This is a genomic window from Chryseobacterium taklimakanense (assembly GCF_900187185.1).
Classification (GTDB): Bacteria; Bacteroidota; Bacteroidia; order Flavobacteriales; family Weeksellaceae; genus Planobacterium; species Planobacterium taklimakanense.
On record NZ_LT906465.1, the window covers coordinates 268,934 to 286,342 of the forward strand.

The window sequence follows — 17,409 nt, forward strand, 5'->3', positions numbered from 1 at the left end:
AACAATGAAAAAAATAATGTTAAGCCTGGCAATGGTTTCAGTAACTTTTGCTTTTGCTCAGAAAAAAGAAATCAACGCCGCGTTTAAAGCTATTGAAGCTGGTGATGTAGCTGCAGCGAAAACTCAGGTCTCAGCTGCGGAGGCTGTAATCGGCGCTAACACGTCGTCCGTAGATCCGGCTTTATTGGAAAAACTTTATTATGCGAAAGGCATTGCCCTGTTAAAATCAGGTAACATCGGCGAAGGAGCAAGTACTCTAGCTAAAATCAACGGGTTAAAGACCAGTAAGTTCACCCCAACATTGGCTGGTAAAATTGGTGGTACAATTAGCCCAATCGTACAGGCATCAAACAAAGCTGCGATGGATGCTTATAACGCAAAAAATTATGCAGTTGCCGGTCCAAAGTTCCGTGAAGTTTACGATCTCTTGAGGGCTGCTGGGCAGGATAACAAGCAGTACCTTTATTATTCTGCAATCACTTATGCTTTGGCAGAAGATAAAGCAAACGCGATTAATGCTTACAACGATTTGATCAATTCCGGGTACACTGGTGTTGAGACAAAATATTTTGCAAAAAATAAAAAATCCGGCGCAGTAGAGGAGTTGGATAAAACATCGTGGGATCTGATGAAAAAAACCGCAAACGGCGATTACACAGATTTTAAAACTGAGACCAGCAAAAGCGTTGAGGAAGAATTGTATGAAACCAATGCCAGTTTGATGCTCGACACAGGTAAATACGATGATGCTATTGCCCTTGCAGCAAAAGGTCTTCAGAAATTCCCAAAAAACATCAAATTAGGTGAAGTTCAGGGCTTGGCTTATTACAAATCCGGAAAAAACGGATCAGTTTCTTGCCAGCTTAAAAGCTCAGGTTGAGAAAAATCCACAGGACAAAGTAAGCTGGTACAATTTAGGTGTACTTGCGAGCAAGGATCCGTCGAAAACTGAAGAAGCTTTGCGTTATTTCACCAAAACTGTTGAATTGGATCCAAACTACGGCCCGGCTTATCAGAATATGACTTATTTGCTGATGGATCTGGATAACGACAGCAAGTATATAGATCAGTACAATGCCCTAAGAAAAGCTCAGAAATCTGCTGAAGCAAACAAGATTATGGAAGCGAGAAGAGCAAGATTTGCAAAAGCTTTGCCTTACGCTGAAAAATGGTATGCAGCTGAACCAAACAATATCGATGCGGTTTCGCTGTTGAAAGGCCTGTATCAAACAACGCGTAACGAAGCCAAATTCCAGGAGTTTAAAGCTAAGGAAGCGGCAATGCAGAAGAAATAAACTTCTGGATTGTAAAATATTGAAACCGGGAAATTTCCCGGTTTTTTTATGCTTTTTCCACAAGCAGTTTTTCACAGACCAAATTGCTGAAAATTTCCTGCTTCCCGCTGTAACTCACCGTTATGCTCTTATCAAAAGGTTCTATAAAAATAATTTCGATCGCCGTTTTTAAGGAGAGTTTTTTTTGGTTAAGGTAATTAAGCAGGTCATTCGGCGATTCCGAAAGCGCTTTGAAAATAACGGTTTGCCCAGGTTTGCATTCGCTCAGTTTCCGGTAGTTTAATTTGATGATATTTCCGTTTTTATCCGGAATGGGCGAGCCGTGCGGATCCGTCTTGGGATAATCCAGCAGTTCATCAATCTTTTCAAAAAAAAGTTCAGATTTTATATGTTCGATCTGTTCCGCAATTTCGTGGACCTGTTCCCAGCCGAAACCCATTTTGTCGACTAAAAACATTTCCGTCAAACGGTGTTTCCTTACGACCAATGCGGCGCGTTTTCTGCCTTCAGGAGTAATCTGCAGCGGCTTGTAGGTTTCATAAATTACCCAATTTTTCTCTGCAAACTTTTTCATCATGCTGTTTACGCTCGGCATTTTGATTTTTAGGTATTTGCTTAGTTCATTCACCGAAACCGTTTGATTTTTTTCGGTTAAATGATAAATGGCTTTCAGGTAATTTTCTTCAGTCAAGGTCGTCATACGCCAAAGATACAAAGTTAGGGTCATGTATTTTTATTTCTAACAATTTAATTTAAAGTTTTAAAGTATTAAATTTGTCATTATACCTTCAACATGGCCATAGATCTTATTTTAAAATATTTCCCTGAAATCTCCGAAGCGCAGAAACTCCAGTTTGAAAAATTGGAAGAACTTTATACAGAATGGAATGCAAAAATCAACGTGATTTCCCGAAAAGATATGGAGTCGCTCTATGAAAAACACATTTTGCACTCTCTGGGAATTGCAAAAATTATGGAATTTGCACCGGGGACCAAAGTTCTGGATATCGGTACTGGCGGTGGATTTCCCGGAATTCCGCTGGCAATTTTGTTTCCTGAAGTACAGTTTACGCTCACTGATTCCATAGGCAAAAAAATTACGGTTGTGAATGCAGTAGCTGAGGGTATCGGACTAAAAAATGTAACCGGAATTCATGGCAGAGCCGAGAAACTAAAAGAAAAATTTCATTTTGTAGTAAGCCGCGCAGTAACGCAGATGCCGGAGTTTCTGCGTTGGCTGAAAGGTAAATTTGAAAAGGAACAGTTCAATCCGAAACATAACGGTGTTTTATATTTGAAGGGCGGAGATCTCGCGGAAGAACTTGCCGGCATAAAATGTGAAATTTTTAACCTGAAAAATTATTTTGAAGAAGAATTTTTCGATACCAAAAAAGTGGTTTATCTCTCGAAAGGAAATTTTAATTCATAAAAAAAACTGAAACCTTGCAGAACTCATTTCTCAACAGAATTATCACCGAATTGCTTTTCCAAAACAAGGATTTGTCACAGTTTACAATCGTTCTTCCTGGTAAAAGGCCGGTGGTTTTCATCAAAAGAATTTTGGCAGAAAAAGAATATTCCGGTTTGCTGCCCGATTTTCTCACCATCGAAGAACTGATTCAAAAAATTGCCGGTCAGCAACAGATTCAGGGGATTGCGCTATGGCTTTTTGCTTTTGAAGTGTACCGGAATATTTACGAAGAAGATTTTTCAAACTTTCTGAAGTGGTTTCAGACATTGTTGAAGGACTGGGATGATATTTTGAAATTTGCCGATGATGAAAGGGAAGTGCTGGATTACATGTTTGCTGAGGAACGCATTAAAAACTGGGGCGAAAATCTGGGCGAACACACCGAGACCAGAAAACGCAACCTCGATTTCTGGAGAAAAATGAATGTATTTCTTCCTGAGTTAAAGAAAAAACTCCATGAAAAAGGATGGGCGACTTCGGGAATGATACACAAAATTGCCAGAGAAAATATTGAAAATTTCACACAAAATACACAGGATAAACTGGTGTTTTGCGGCTTCAATGCTTTTACGCCCGTTGAAGAATCGTTGGTGAGAAACCTTTTGCAGTGGGACAAAGCACAGTGTTTTTTTCAGGCAGACCAATATTATATTCAGGACGAAAGGCAGGAAGCCGGAAAATTTCTCCGCAAGCACCGAAACTGGAAAGAATTCAATGAAAATCGGGATTTTAAATGGATTGATGCCGAATTCAGCCATCCTAAAAACATAAAAGTTTTTGAAGTTTCCGGAAACATCACGCAGACGAAAGTTCTGCCGGAAATTTTCAAAGAAATACATTCTGAAAATCTTAGTGATACCGCAGTCGTTTTGTTGGATGAAAACCTGTTGCCTGCAAGTTTAGACGCTTTGAATTCTGTCGAAAACCTGAATATTACGATGGGTTTCCCGCTGAAAAATCTGGCCTTCAGCAACGCGGTGAAGCATATTTTTTATATTCAGAAGCAACTTGAAAAAAACACCGGTTCTTATTATTATAACGACATTCTCGCCGTTCTGGAAGCGCTGCCGAATGATAAGGGAGATGCTGAGATCATCTCCAAATTCAATGCCGAGATAACAGAGCGAAATATGGTTTATCTATCTGCAAGCCGTTTGCAGGAGATGCTTGGCAATCTATCATTTTTTGAATTATTTCAGAAAGCTGAAAATGCCCCGCAATATCTTGATTTACTGGTTAAGTTCTGTCTGAAGTTGAAATTCAAAAATTTGGATGATATTCAGTTTGAGAACATTTCACACTTCGAGAAATCTTTCAGGATTATCAAAAATCAGATTTCGACTTATACTTTTCCAATAAAAATGGAAACGCTGGAAGTTCTGATCAACAATCTTGTGAATACGGAAACCATTGATTTTAAGGGAGAGCCGCTTCAAGGACTGCAGATTATGGGGCTTTTGGAAACCCGTTTGCTGAACTTCAAAAACGTGATCATGCTTTCGGTGAACGAAGGTAAATTACCGCTCGGAAATTCGCAAAACACCTATCTGCCGTTTGATGTGAGGGAAAAACACAAGCTTCACACCTTCCTCGAGAATGACAGTATATATGCTTATCATTTTTACAGACTGATTCAGGAATCTGAAAATGTTTATCTGATGTACAACGCCCTCACTTCGGGCGTAAACACCGGTGAAAAGAGCAGATTTATCACCCAGCTCGAAATGGAAAATCCGCACAGGATTGAAGAAATTATTATCGAAAATACTTCCGAACCGGTAGATGCTCAACCTATAAAAATCATAAAAACTTCTTCTGTTTTGGAAAGGCTGGAGGAATGGAAGGAGAGCGTTTCTGCGTCGCACCTTACAGGTTATCTTTATGATCCGGTTCAGTTTTATCTGAATTATGTATTAAAAACCCGTGAATCCGATGAAATTGAAGAAGAATTATCCCAGCGAAATTATGGAAATCTGGTACATTTTTCACTTCAAGTGCTTTATGAACGTATTAAAGGTAAAGTATTAACGGAAAAGGATTTACATGATTTAATTACTCAAATAGATGAAGCTTTAAACATTTCTATTGAAAAACTGAAACATCAGCCGGAATTTTATCAGCGGGGAATGAATTTTGTTCATAAATCCATCGCCAAACGTGTGGTGGAAAACATCATTCAGCAGGATTTAAAACTGGTAAAAGAAGGAAACAGACTTGAAATTATCGAGCTGGAAAAAGAATTTGAAAACCTTGAATTTTTCCTGGATGATGATAAGGCAGATTCTGTTAAGTTCCGGGGTTTTATTGACCGGATTGACCGGCTTAACGGAACGCTGAGAGTCATCGACTACAAAACCGGAAAGGCAAAAAATTTAAATTTGACATTTGTTGCCAGGGGTAATAACAAAACCGAAACACTGCTTATGGACGATAAATTCAAACAGGCACTGCAACTCTGTATTTATCTTTATTACATTCAAAATCAGCCGGATTTGCACGTTTCACAGGTTGAGGCCGGAATTTGGTCTTTTGCTGAAGTTAACAGTGGCGTCCAGGTTCTAAACTTTAATGACGGCGATTTGGACTCCGCAATGATTTCAATTAAAAACCTGATCCTTGACATTCTGAACCCTGAAAAAGCTTTCGAAGAAAAGCTGAAAGCAGATTTTGAGTTCTAACTATTGGCTTTTTCCACTGATTCGCGAATATTTTAAAAATTTATTCAAACAAAAAGCACAGAATTTTTGATGTAATAATAGCATCATAAACTCTGTGCTGTTTTTTTTGTCTTTTTTATGCCTTCTCAGGAAAAAGCGTTGATTCCTGTAATATCCATGCCTGTGATCAACAAATGAATGTCGTGGGTACCTTCGTAAGTGATTACGGATTCCAGGTTTGCAGCGTGGCGCATCATTGGGAACTCGCCCATAATACCCATTCCGCCAAGCATTTGCCGTGATTCTCTGGCGATATCAATTGACATTTTCACGTTATTTCTTTTTGCCATCGAGATTTGTGCAGGAGAGGCTTTATGTTCGTTTTTAAGGTTTCCGAGCTGCCAACAAAGAAGCTGCGCTTTGGTGATTTCGGTTAAAAATTCCGCCAGTTTTTTCTGCTGCAACTGGAAAGAGGCAATGGGTTTACCGAACTGTTTTCTTTCTTTGGAATATTGAACAGCTGTGCAATAGCAGTCGATTGCCGCACCAATAACGCCCCAGGAAATTCCGTAACGTGCTGAATTCAAGCAGGACAGTGGCCCTTTCAACCCTGAAACATTTGGCAACAAATTCTCTTTCGGAACTTTTACATTGTCGAAAACCAATTCACCCGTTTTGGATGCGCGGAGCGACCATTTATTGTGAGTTTCTGGAGTTGTGAAGCCTTCCATTCCTCGTTCTATCACAAGTCCGTGCACTTTTCCTTCCTCATTTTTTGCCCAAACCACAGCGATGTCGCAAAGCGGGGCATTGGTGATCCACATTTTGGCACCGTTGAGCAAATAATGATCACCGTTGTCTGTAAAATGAGTTTCCATAGAACCCGGATCCGAGCCGTGATTTGGCTCTGTAAGCCCGAAAGCGCCGATCATTTCACCTGCTGCCAGTTTTGGTAAATATTTTCTTTTTTGATCTTCAGAACCGTATTCGAAAATCGGGAACATAACGAGAGAACTCTGTACTGATGCTGCGGAACGTACGGCAGAATCGCCTCTTTCAAGCTCCTGCATGATGAGTCCGTAGGAAATTTGATCCAGTCCTGCACCACCGTATTCTTCCGGAATATAAGGGCCGAGAGCGCCAATATTTCCAAGTTCTTTCATCAGATTTGGCAAATCGGTGTGGTCTTGTGCGGCTTGGTCGATTTTAGGCATTACAAAACTTTCCACCCAATCGCGAACTGACTGGCGTATAAGTTGGTGTTCTTCAGTAAGTAAAGTGTCTAAGAAATAGTAATCCGGGATAGAATTTAAAGGATAATAGGACATTTGAAATAAATTTTCCCTAATTTAAGATTTTATCCTTAATCCGAAAAATTGATTTCACTTTCTTTGAATTTATAAAGATAAGGTGCCTTGTTTGGTGAACCGTCGAAGAATTTTTCAAGCCTTTCCAATGTTCCCAGACTCAACATTTTGCGCTGGAAATTATTTCGGCGGAATTTTTCGCCCAAAACTGTCTCATAGAGCTTCTGCAGATCATTCATTGTGAATTTTTCAGGCAAAAGGTTATAGGCAACAAGCTGTGTGTCAAGATTTTTCCGGATGTGCTGCAAACCTTCACTGATGATTCTTTCGTGATCAAAAGCCATTTGCGGAAGCTTATCCACATCAAACCATTCAATCGATTCGTTGAAGGCATCCGGAAAAGTCTCGGACAAAGTATAATCGATCAAACTGCAGTAACCCACCGTGATGAAACGGTTATAAATCCAATGGTTCTCAGGTACTTCGATACCTTTATTTTTTAGCAGAATTTGATGAACATTGTTTTCGGTTCTGTTTCTGCGTCCGAACGTATGAAACTGACTGAGGAACAGTCCACTCAAATGGGTTCTTTCATATAAAACCCTTTCCGCAGCTTCGCGAAGATCTTCATCATTAAAAATAAAGCCACCGGGAATGGACCATAAGTCCAGATCATGGTATTTTAAAAGCAGAACTTTGAGTTTATCTTCATGAAAGCCAAATATCGCACAGTCGACGGAGAGATTTTCAACAAAGTCTTTAGTATTGATTAAGTCAAGAAGGAATTGCCTGTTTTTTGAATCATCAATTTTCTTCATCAGATCAACCTTTAATACAAAGTTATCATTAATTTATTCTTATGAGATAATAGGAGTTTCTCACACCGTTGATAAAAGGAAAGAGCATCCGTTGGGTTGCTCTTTCTGATTTTATTTCTTTTTGATTTCTGTTGTTTTCGATTCGGATTTTTTGGGTTCAGATTTTTTTGCCGCGGTTTTCTCAGCCGGTTTGCTTTCTGTTTTTACCTCCTTTTTTTCTTCCGGTTTTGGAGCGGTTTTCGTTTCTTCTTTCGCGTCAGGTTTTGTATCAGCAACCGGGACAGGCTCAGCCGGCGCAGAATTTAAGTTAGATGAAACTGTGACTTCTGGAAATTTATTGGCAATCGTTTTACAGTCTACCGCATCCAGAACATGGCCGTCGCCAAATTTTATGTTTTTATAATTGGCGTATTTTTCACCCGTTTTATCAAAAGGGCCAATGCCTTCCAGCAGTTTGCCGTCTTTTTTCAGGAACCAGATTTCTCTGGTGGAAAGTGAGCCTTCGGACTGAAAGGTGTAATCAACTTTTATAGTATCACCAACTGAACTTCCGAGTAAATCGCCGAATGAGCTGTCTTTCTGGTGATTTTTATAATGAAGTTTGCCGGTAACCGTACCGAGATTGTCATCAATCTGAGCAAAAAGCGTATCGTTACCAGTCACCTGCATATAACATCCTGTGGTTGCTGCAAGTGTGGAATCGGCCACGCTTTCTTCATCCGTAAAAACACCCGAGGAATCAGCGGAATTCACATTTGAAGTTTCAGTTTTCTTGTTGCAGCTTACTGCAGCCACGGCAATCATCGAACAAATCAGTATTTTTTTCATTTTTTATATTTAAAAACTGTCGCTTTCAAAATTAGGAAATTAAATGAAGTTATGACAAGTAATGGCGTATTTTTCGGTACCTGTTTAGTTAAGTACATGGAGTTATAAAGAGGATTCACAAACTTTTTAAAATTTGTGAGACAAACTTCGCCTAAAGACCGAATCTTAGGTTTCAACAAAATTTTAATTGAGCCTTGAGCATTTAGACCCGGAAAAACTTAGAGTGCTTTGAGAAAAACACTTCGTATGCTTCGTGTTAAAAAAAACCAGATTACAACTGCAGCGCACAGAAGTACTTTCAATCCAAAAAAACCTATCTTTGCAGAAATTTTTATATCAATGAGCCGGGATAATAACTCAGACAGATCAAGACGACCAAGAATTTCGAGAGCGACATCATCAGATGCCGGAAAATCCCGTGTTCCAAGATCCGAAAAACCGAGAGAAAAAAGGGAGCCGAAGGATCCGGGAACTCCGCATGACGCAAAACTTTTTACCAAAGGTGAAGCTAAATCTTTCGAAAGAAGCTATGCACCAAAGCGTGGCGGGAAAAACTTTGACACCCGGGATAAATACGAAAAAGGTAATCTGAAATACGGTAAAAAACCTTTCAAGAAGTTTGATGGTAAAGACGAAGACAAAAATAAACGTTTCGTTCACCAACGCCGCCTGCAAAAGATTGAAAAGGATATCCATAAGGACACCATCCGTCTCAATAAATATATCGCCAATTCCGGAATATGCAGCAGGAGAGAAGCGGATGAGCTGATCACACAGGGGCTTGTAGAAGTTAACGGAAAAGTGGTTACAGAAATGGGATACCAGGTGCAGAAAACCGACCGTGTCGTTTTTGACGGGCAAAGCATCACCCCTGAAAAACCGGTTTATGTGGTACTCAATAAGCCTAAAGGCTACATTTCAACCACCAAAGACGAAAAAGCCAGAAAAACTGTAATGGATCTTGTGGCTAACGCATCGCCATACCGTCTTTTTCCGGTGGGAAGGCTGGACCGTACTACGACCGGCCTAATCCTTTTAACCAATGACGGGCATTTAACAAAAAAACTTACTCATCCATCCTTTAATGTAAGAAAGATCTATCACGTCACACTCGACAGAAAACTTTCTGTAGAAGATTTACGGGCTATTGCCGAGGGAATCAGGCTGGAGGAAGGTGTTGCCGAAGTTGACAGCATTTCATTCATCGAAGGCAAACCCAAAAATGAAGTCGGCATTGAAATCCACATCGGCTGGAACCGTGTAATCCGCCGTATTTTCCAGAGACTGGGCTACGAAGTTGAATCGCTTGACAGAGTAATGTTTGCCGGCCTTACCAAGAAGAACATCAAACGCGGACACTGGAGAATTTTAACTGAACTTGAAGTGAACAATTTGAAAATGCTTTAATCTTTAAATGGGATACAAAGAGGATTTTGAATTTTATTTTCAGGAGTCCCGAGGCAATTTGGAAGAATATTTAAGGCCATGCGTAAATCAGATCCACGACCGGGGTGTAGAATTGGGGATTGAATTCGACGGTTATTATACCACCAACAGACAAAATGTGAAGGATATGAATTTCAGCGTTGAGGAAGATTATTTCGTAAACGAGGACCGACGCACTTTGTATATTCTATCAGCCGCGCTTTGCAATGATGAGATCATGGGCATGCTTGAGGAAGCACTGAAGCGTACACCTTATTATCCCATTTGTAGAATGAATATTTGTAGCAGAATAAATTATTTGGGGAGTGTAGGTGTCACGTTCCTTCCGGCCGGGAGCTTATGAAAACAAAATGTCCCAGAACCAAAGATTTAGGCGGAGAATCGTTTAACAAAACCTCTCACCACCATGAGATGGATAAAAATCTCAAAAAAAAGCCGTTTCACTAATCGCGAGACGGCTTACTTTCTTTTAACCTAAAACGGTGACGCCGCTTTCAAGCATCTGGTAGATTGCATCGCGCCCGTTCTCCGGCTTTACATTTACTGCCTTTGTCCCGTTAAAGTGCAGACAGGTTATGAATCCTGCATTCACCGCGTCAATACAGGTATATTTAACGCAATAATCCAGAGCTAAACCTACGATTTCGACGAGCTGAATGTCATGATATTTCAGGAAATCTTCCAGACCGGTTTTCATAAAGTGGTTGTTATCCTGGAAGCCGCTGTAGCTGTCAAATTCAGTGTTTTTCCCTTTTTGGATGATGTGTGTGGCTTTGGAAACGTTTAAATCCCTGTGAAATTCAGCACCGAAAGTTCCCTGCACACAATGGTCTGGCCACATAAACTGCGGAATTCCGTTTAGGTTGATGGTCTCGCCGACATTTTTACCGTTTGTAGATGCAAAACTTTTATGATCTTTCGGATGCCAGTCCTGCGTGAAAACGATTTGGTCATATTCATTTTCATCCATCAAAAGGTTGATATATGGAATTACGCTGTTAGCTGCCGGAACTGCAAGTGCGCCGCCTTCACAAAAATCATTCTGTACATCTACGACTATTAGGGCTTTTTTCATTTTAAAGTATAATTAAATTTTTCAGTGGTATAATGAGAAAACTCTTCAATACTGTAAATTTACGCAAATAATCCGCCAAAATATTTTAACAGACAAAACGGCAAATTTTCATTAAATTTGATAAAGTAAATAACCCTTTCATTGAAAAGAAAAACACTCCTGCACCCGTCGGATCTGCTTGAAATAAAACAAAGATTATCACAACTCACAGAATGTTCTGAAAAAAAATGGGGCAAAATGAAACCCGCACAGATGCTGCGACATTGTGACAGAATTATACAGATTTCCACCGGGAAAATTATTTTGCCAAAAATCAATTTGCTGTTTAGGACTGTCGGCATTATCACAAAACTTGAAATGAGGCTGCTGAATAATGGGATTCCACCTAATATGCCGACTTTCAAATGTGTTGTTATCACAGAAAATTGTAATTTTGATAAAACCAGAGAAGAACTTTTAGCTACGCTCGAAGATTTTTTGCAAAAAGCAGCAGAAAATAACCTGCTCTCGGAACATGCGCTTTTTGGAACAATGAATGTCAAAGATTGGGGATTTATGCACTACAAGCACCTTAACCATCATTTAAAACAGTTTGGATTATGAGTTTTTTTGATAAAATATTCGGAAAAAACGAACCCGAAAACCACCAGCAGACTTTTTGGAAAAATATGTGTCATGAGAATGATCTTAAAGATGCTGTCGAAAAATCACATCGTAACAAAGTGGTTATTTTCAAGCATTCCACAAGATGTTTCATCAGCAGTACGGTTTTGAAAAACTTTGAAAACGAAGTTCAGAATTCTGACAAGAATATTGACTATTACTACCTAGATTTGCTGGCCTGCAGAAGCCTTTCAAATAAAATTGCTGAGCAGTTCGGTGTGGAACATCAAAGCCCGCAAATCATCGTTTTGGAAAATGGTATAGCAGTTGGAAACGCCTCACATCAGGCTATTTCTTTAAATTTGGTTTAAGGATTTCTATGGAAAATATCGATTACTATCTTTCCGAAGTCCTGGAAATACCGAAGGAAGCAACAGCAAACTGCGGTGCCTACTACACTATGAAACCTGTGAAGAAGGGTGAGTTCCTTTTGCAGGAAGGAGAGGTGTGTCAAAGCAATTATTTTGTGGAAAAAGGTTTGCTGCGAATGTATTCCCTTGATAAAAACGGGAAGGAACACATTATTCAGTTTGCGCCGGAAAATTGGATAATGAGCGACCGCAGTTCACTTTATTTCAACGAAAAATCCAAATACTACATCGAAGCCGTGGAAGATTCGGAAATTCTTTTTCTTACCCCGGATTTTTTTGCCAATTTAAAGATGCAGTTTCCCGAAAGTATTGCCAATAATGATCTATTGCTGCAAAAGCATATCCGTGGACTTCAGGACCGCGTAAATTCCCTGCTGGCCGAAACCGCAGAAGAGCGATACCTGAAATTTATCCGGATGTACCCCGATCTGCTTCAGCGGGTTCCGCAGTGGATGGTAGCTTCTTACCTCGGAATTACACCCGAAAGTTTGAGCCGCGTCCGTAAAGAACTGGTGAAGGCGAAAGGTTGATTCTATTTCTTAAATACCAGCAAAGGAACTTGGATCTCAAAAGAAACCTTTTCAGTTTTACTCGGATTAAGAAGTTTTTGCCAGAACGTTTGTTCCGTTCTTTGTTTCTGGGTAAACATCACTGCCAATGAGGGTTTGTTTTCATTGATGTAATGCTGGATATTTTCAGCCAGCGTATTACTTACATGATGTGGAAAAAACTTCAGGCTGAAACCGTATTCATAATCTTTCGCATAAAGTTCCTGTCGCAAAATTTCATCAGCCGCGTCTTCATTTGGCCAGTAGAAATTTAAGACATCAATCGGCGCTTTCCACGGTGTTGCGATCGAAATTACTTTGTTTATTTCATCGTGATATTTTGTGAGATCTGAGACATACAGAACTTTTTCAAACTTGGAGACATCGTAGTTGCTTGGCACTGCGATGACGGGTATTTCAGATTTAACAATCAGGTTACCCGTATTGGTTCCAAGAAATTTCTTTAATCCACCCGCACCTCTTGTACTGATACAGATGAATCGGATTTCAGGATTTTGGTTGCAGTACTCTATAATTGTATTGTCTGCTGTAATCCCAGTGATGACGGTATAAGTTGAATTTGCAGGCGCAGGATTTTCGTTACTGAAAGCGGACTGTACAAAATTTTTAAGTTTTTCCTCATAAATCATCGTTTCATGTTTGATGAATTTATTAAAGTCGCTCTCATCCCATTCTCTTGCCCTTTCGGGTTGCATAACGTAAACAAACTCAAGCCAGAGGTTCTGCTTTTCTGCCCACTTCTTTGCAAAATGTATCGCAGATGCTGAATTGTCAGAAAAATCGGTGGTAACTAAAATTCTTTCCATAAAGCTGTATTTCTTCCTTAAATTTACGGATATTAAATCAAAATAAAAAATTTACCGGCGTTATTTATAAAAGCAAAATCCCCCACCTAAGGTGAGGGAAAGTTAATTTTTTATCCGTTAAAAGTTATTTACCAAGATAAGATTTCAGTATCTTGCTTCTGGTATTGTGTTTCAGTCTTTTGATGGCTTTTTCTTTAATCTGGCGCACTCTTTCTCTCGTAAGGTCAAAAGTTTCACCTATTTCCTCCAAAGTCATCGGGTGTTTCCCGTTCAGTCCGAAATACAGTCTTACCAAATCAGCTTCTCTTGGCGTAAGCGTTTGTAATGCTCTTTCAATCTCAATTTGCAGAGATTCCAGCATCAGGTCTTTATCAGGGCTTGGCGATTCACCGGAGCGCAAAACGTCGTAGAGGTTGCTGTCTTCTCCTTCCACAAGCGGTGCATCCATTGAAAGGTGGCGGCCGCTGTTTTTCATGGATTCCTTAATGTCGTCTTCGCTCATGTCCAGTACTTCAGCCAGTTCTTCCGGGGAAGGCGGTCTTTCATTTTCCTGTTCAAGGTGAGCGTAAGCTTTGTTAATCTTGTTGATGGAACCAATTTTGTTGAGCGGAAGCCTTACAATTCTCGACTGTTCTGCCAGTGCCTGCAAAATCGACTGACGAATCCACCAAACAGCGTATGAAATAAATTTGAAACCTCTGGTTTCATCGTATCTTTTAGCGGCTTTCATCAGTCCCAGATTTCCTTCATTGATCAAATCCGGTAGTGAAAGTCCCTGATTTTGGTACTGTTTGGATACTGAAACGACGAAACGAAGGTTGGCCTTGATGAGTTTTTCCAGTGCGGCTCTGTCGCCGGCGCGGATTCTTTGTGCCAGTTCTACTTCCTCGTCTGCGGTGATCAGTTCCACTTTCCCGATTTCCTGTAGGTACTTGTCTAGCGATGCGGTTTCCCTGTTGGTAACCTGTTTAGTAATTTTTAGCTGTCTCATTTAAACTAATACAACCATTTTTCTGGGCTGCAATTATATATACGATACAAAAGAAGAAAAGGTTACAGTATAATCACTTCTTAATATAAAATTATGCTTTAGGATGTCAATCCGGCTTTCTTTGTGCATTTATTGGTGGTCTGGTGAACGGGAATTATACGGATTTCCAAAAGGCCAGCAATTGCATTTAAACCTAAATCACATCATTTTTTTTCTACCTATTTTACGTATTTTTGTAGATTCCGTGAAAGGGAATTTTACGGGATAAAATCAATTCGAATAATGCACTCAGAAAAAGAATATATAGAAATTTACGGGGCCCGTGAGCACAACCTTAAAAATATTGATGTCAGGATTCCGCGCAACGAACTTGTTGTAATTACCGGACTTTCCGGTTCAGGGAAATCTTCGCTGGCTTTTGATACCATTTTCGCTGAAGGTCAAAGACGTTACATCGAAACTTTTTCCGCCTACGCGAGGCAATTTCTTGGGGGACTGGAGAGACCTGATGTCGACAAGATTGAAGGCCTTTCTCCCGTAATCGCCATCGAACAGAAAACCACAAATAAAAATCCGCGGTCTACGGTAGGAACGGTGACAGAACTTTACGATTTCCTGCGCCTGCTCTTTGCGAGGGTTTCCGATGCTTACTCACTTTCCTCAGGCAGAAAACTGGTCAGCTATACCGAAGACCAGATTCTGGATGCCATCAAGGAAAATTACAAAGGGGAAAAAATTATGCTTTTAGCACCGGTGGTGCGCTCCAGAAAAGGACATTACCACGAACTTTTCGTGCAGATGGCGAAGAAAGGATACGGGCAGGCGAGAATTGACGGCGAACTTCAGGACATCGAATACGATCTGAAACTCGACCGGTACAAAACCCACGATATCGATATCGTTATCGACCGCTGGATTATCGGCGAAAGCGCCACAGAAAACCGCATGGAGAAATCACTCCGTACAGCGATGGAAATGGGTGAGGGAATTATAGGAATTCAAAAACTGGGCAGTACGGATATTGAATATTTTTCAAAAAACCTGATGGACGATGAAACCGGCCATTCTTTGGCCATGCCGGAACCGAACACATTCTCTTTCAATTCACCAAAAGGCAGCTGTCCGAACTGCAAAGGACTCGGAACCATCAAAAAAGTGAATGCCGATTATTTTGTAGAAAATCCGAAGCTGTCGATCAACCAGGGCGCTCTTTTGCCGTTGGAAGACATAAAATCTAACAAATGGATTTTAGGACAAATCAAAAATATTCTCGAAGTTTTCGATAAGGATCTTTCAACGCCGTTTAAGGAAATTCCGAAGGAAGCGCTGGAACTGATGTATTACGGCGCTCACAAAGACGTCAGCAAAGAACTGAAGCACGCCGGAATTACCAAAAAAATCAAAGTGAATTTTGAAGGTCTGGTTCCCACGATCGAAGAAATGATCGAGGATAAGGAAAGTTACGACGCAGTTTTGCTGGAAAGGCATTTTACCACCGAAGAAACCTGCCCTGAATGTAAGGGAACCCGCCTGCAACCCACAAGTTTATCCTTTAAAATTGACGGAAAAAATATTGCGGAAGTCAATGCGCTGAGTTTGGCCGATTTAAAAGAATGGCTTCATCAGGTCAGGCCGAAATTTTCTGAAAAAAATAAAATTATTGCCGATGAGATCTTGAAAGAAATCGAAACACGGCTTCAGTTTCTGCTTGATGTGGGTTTGGATTATCTAAGTTTGAGCCGCAGTTCCAGAACGCTTTCCGGTGGTGAGTCTCAAAGGATCCGGCTTGCGACGCAAATCGGTTCGCAGTTGGTAAATGTGCTTTATATTCTGGATGAACCTTCAATCGGCCTTCACCAGAGAGACAATGAAAGACTGATCAATTCTTTGAAGAATTTGCGTGACATTGGAAATTCCGTCCTTGTTGTTGAGCACGACAAAGACATGATTATGGAAGCCGACGAAATTCTGGATATCGGTCCGCGTGCGGGAAAATTTGGGGGCGAAATTCTTTGGCAGGGAAAGCCTGAAGATCTAAAAAAAGCAAAAACCATTACCGCAGATTATATTTCCGGAAAACGGAAAATTGAAATTCCTGAACAAAGAAGGGTAGGAAACGGAAAGTCCATCGTTTTAAAAGGTGCTTCCGGAAACAATTTAAAAAATGTAAATCTCACAATTCCGCTGGGTAAACTTGTTGTGGTGACAGGAATTTCAGGAAGCGGAAAATCTTCGCTCATCAACGGAACGCTTTACCCGGTTCTGAACCGGCATTTTTACCGCGCTGTACAGGAACCTTTGCCTTATAAAAGCATTGAAGGCCTTGATAATATCGATAAAATTGTGGATGTGGATCAAACGCCGATCGGCAGAACGCCGCGTTCCAATCCGGCAACTTATACCGGAATGTTCACCGATATCCGAAATCTCTTTGCCGAACTTCCCGAATCCAAAATCCGTGGCTATAAAGCGGGGAGATTTTCCTTTAACGTAAAAGGCGGACGCTGCGAAACTTGCCAGGGCGGGGGTTTGAAGGTCATTGAAATGAATTTTCTCCCTGATGTTTACGTGCACTGTGAAACCTGCAACGGAAAGCGCTTCAACCGCGAAACTTTGGAGGTACGTTACAAAGGAAAATCCATTTCCGATGTTCTGGAAATGACGATCGATGAAGCAGTGGAATTTTTTGCACCGATTCCCAAAATTTTTAATAAAGTAAAAACTTTGCAGGACGTTGGTTTGGGCTATATCACTTTAGGCCAGCAATCCACAACTTTGAGTGGTGGCGAAGCGCAGCGCATCAAACTGGCGACCGAACTTTCCAAACGCCAAACTGGGAATACGCTTTACATTCTGGATGAACCTACAACAGGACTGCATTTCGAAGACGTGAAAATTTTGATGGACGCGATCAACAAACTGGTAGATTTAGGCAATTCTTTCATCATTATTGAACACAATATGGATGTGATTAAATTGGCCGATTATATCATTGATGTTGGTCCTGAAGGCGGAAAACACGGTGGAACCATCGTTGCAGAAGGTACACCGGAACAGATCATTAAATCCAAAAAATCTTTGACGGGTAAGTTTTTAAAGAAGGAAATGTAGC

At 40.5% G+C, this 17,409-nt stretch carries 17 protein-coding genes; 10 read left to right on the forward strand and 7 right to left on the reverse strand.

Going from position 1 to position 17,409, the window contains the following annotated elements; translation table 11 throughout:
* Window positions 1–4 precede the first annotated feature (4 nt).
* The gene (locus CKV81_RS01285; protein ID WP_258454435.1) at window positions 5–880 is read left to right on the forward strand and encodes a hypothetical protein; all 876 of its coding nucleotides are present in this window, start codon (window positions 5–7) and stop codon (window positions 878–880) included.
* Entirely contained in the window at window positions 804–1,295 is a 492-nt protein-coding gene (locus CKV81_RS13530) for a tetratricopeptide repeat protein (protein ID WP_258454437.1), read from the forward strand. Before CKV81_RS01285 ends, CKV81_RS13530 begins: the two co-directional genes overlap by 77 nt.
* 46 nt (window positions 1,296–1,341) lie before the next feature.
* Here the strand turns inward: CKV81_RS13530 and CKV81_RS01290 are convergent, their stop codons facing one another.
* Entirely contained in the window at window positions 1,342–1,995 is a 654-nt protein-coding gene (locus tag CKV81_RS01290) for a metal-dependent transcriptional regulator (protein WP_095069645.1), read from the reverse strand.
* A 93-nt stretch (window positions 1,996–2,088) separates the two neighbouring features.
* Here CKV81_RS01290 and rsmG point away from each other — a divergent pair, with 93 nt between their 5' ends.
* On the forward strand, window positions 2,089–2,724 hold the full coding sequence (gene rsmG / locus CKV81_RS01295) for a 16S rRNA (guanine(527)-N(7))-methyltransferase RsmG (protein ID WP_095069647.1): 636 nt from the start codon (window positions 2,089–2,091) through the stop codon (window positions 2,722–2,724).
* 14 nt (window positions 2,725–2,738) lie between these two features.
* Window positions 2,739–5,444: a PD-(D/E)XK nuclease family protein gene (locus CKV81_RS01300; RefSeq protein ID WP_258454438.1), complete on the forward strand. Its 2,706-nt coding sequence runs from the start codon at window positions 2,739–2,741 to the stop codon at window positions 5,442–5,444.
* 125 nt (window positions 5,445–5,569) lie between these two features.
* Here the strand turns inward: CKV81_RS01300 and CKV81_RS01305 are convergent, their stop codons facing one another.
* The 3 genes from CKV81_RS01305 to CKV81_RS01315 all read right to left on the reverse strand — a co-directional run bounded on the left by CKV81_RS01305 (window position 5,570) and on the right by CKV81_RS01315 (window position 8,376).
* Window positions 5,570–6,751 carry an acyl-CoA dehydrogenase family protein gene (locus CKV81_RS01305; RefSeq protein WP_095069651.1) on the reverse strand — a complete coding sequence of 394 codons (1,182 nt, stop codon included), beginning with the start codon at window positions 6,749–6,751 and terminating at the stop codon, window positions 5,570–5,572.
* Between the two features lie 35 nt (window positions 6,752–6,786).
* Entirely contained in the window at window positions 6,787–7,548 is a 762-nt protein-coding gene (locus CKV81_RS01310) for an NUDIX hydrolase (protein WP_095069653.1), read from the reverse strand.
* A gap of 111 nt (window positions 7,549–7,659) precedes the next feature.
* A complete protein-coding gene (locus tag CKV81_RS01315) occupies window positions 7,660–8,376 on the reverse strand; it encodes a hypothetical protein (protein WP_185116906.1) in 717 nt (238 codons plus the stop codon).
* Window positions 8,377–8,715: 339 nt separating this feature from the next.
* Between CKV81_RS01315 and CKV81_RS01320 the strand changes: the two genes are divergently transcribed.
* Both CKV81_RS01320 and CKV81_RS01325 read left to right on the forward strand, forming a co-directional pair.
* Window positions 8,716–9,783, forward strand: coding sequence for a pseudouridine synthase (locus CKV81_RS01320; RefSeq protein WP_258454611.1), 1,068 nt, complete (start codon window positions 8,716–8,718; stop codon window positions 9,781–9,783).
* A gap of 7 nt (window positions 9,784–9,790) precedes the next feature.
* Window positions 9,791–10,165: a hypothetical protein gene (locus CKV81_RS01325; RefSeq protein ID WP_095069655.1), complete on the forward strand. Its 375-nt coding sequence runs from the start codon at window positions 9,791–9,793 to the stop codon at window positions 10,163–10,165.
* Between the two features lie 126 nt (window positions 10,166–10,291).
* On the opposite strand, the gene pncA is transcribed toward CKV81_RS01325, so the two are convergent.
* The gene (gene pncA, locus CKV81_RS01330) at window positions 10,292–10,897 is read right to left on the reverse strand and encodes a bifunctional nicotinamidase/pyrazinamidase (protein ID WP_095069657.1); all 606 of its coding nucleotides are present in this window, start codon (window positions 10,895–10,897) and stop codon (window positions 10,292–10,294) included.
* A gap of 183 nt (window positions 10,898–11,080) precedes the next feature.
* Between pncA and CKV81_RS01335 the strand changes: the two genes are divergently transcribed.
* Genes CKV81_RS01335 through CKV81_RS01345 form a run of 3 tightly spaced genes read left to right on the forward strand, consistent with a single transcriptional unit; the run spans window position 11,081 to window position 12,461 of the window.
* Window positions 11,081–11,500: a DUF1569 domain-containing protein gene (locus CKV81_RS01335; protein WP_258454612.1), complete on the forward strand. Its 420-nt coding sequence runs from the start codon at window positions 11,081–11,083 to the stop codon at window positions 11,498–11,500.
* Complete coding sequence (gene ytxJ / locus CKV81_RS01340; protein WP_095069661.1) at window positions 11,497–11,871, forward strand: bacillithiol system redox-active protein YtxJ; 375 nt, start codon at window positions 11,497–11,499, stop codon at window positions 11,869–11,871. Before CKV81_RS01335 ends, ytxJ begins: the two co-directional genes overlap by 4 nt.
* An 8-nt stretch (window positions 11,872–11,879) precedes the next feature.
* Complete coding sequence (locus tag CKV81_RS01345) at window positions 11,880–12,461, forward strand: Crp/Fnr family transcriptional regulator (RefSeq protein WP_095069663.1); 582 nt, start codon at window positions 11,880–11,882, stop codon at window positions 12,459–12,461.
* Window positions 12,462–12,463: 2 nt separating this feature from the next.
* On the opposite strand, the gene CKV81_RS01350 is transcribed toward CKV81_RS01345, so the two are convergent.
* Both CKV81_RS01350 and CKV81_RS01355 read right to left on the reverse strand, forming a co-directional pair.
* The gene (locus CKV81_RS01350; protein WP_095069665.1) at window positions 12,464–13,306 is read right to left on the reverse strand and encodes a universal stress protein; all 843 of its coding nucleotides are present in this window, start codon (window positions 13,304–13,306) and stop codon (window positions 12,464–12,466) included.
* A gap of 124 nt (window positions 13,307–13,430) precedes the next feature.
* The gene (locus CKV81_RS01355) at window positions 13,431–14,297 is read right to left on the reverse strand and encodes a sigma-70 family RNA polymerase sigma factor (protein WP_095069667.1); all 867 of its coding nucleotides are present in this window, start codon (window positions 14,295–14,297) and stop codon (window positions 13,431–13,433) included.
* Between the two features lie 282 nt (window positions 14,298–14,579).
* Here CKV81_RS01355 and uvrA point away from each other — a divergent pair, with 282 nt between their 5' ends.
* Window positions 14,580–17,408 (forward strand): excinuclease ABC subunit UvrA, encoded by a 2,829-nt coding sequence (gene uvrA, locus CKV81_RS01360; protein WP_095069669.1) that lies wholly within the window; start codon window positions 14,580–14,582, stop codon window positions 17,406–17,408.
* The last annotated feature ends 1 nt before the right edge of the window (window position 17,409 follow it).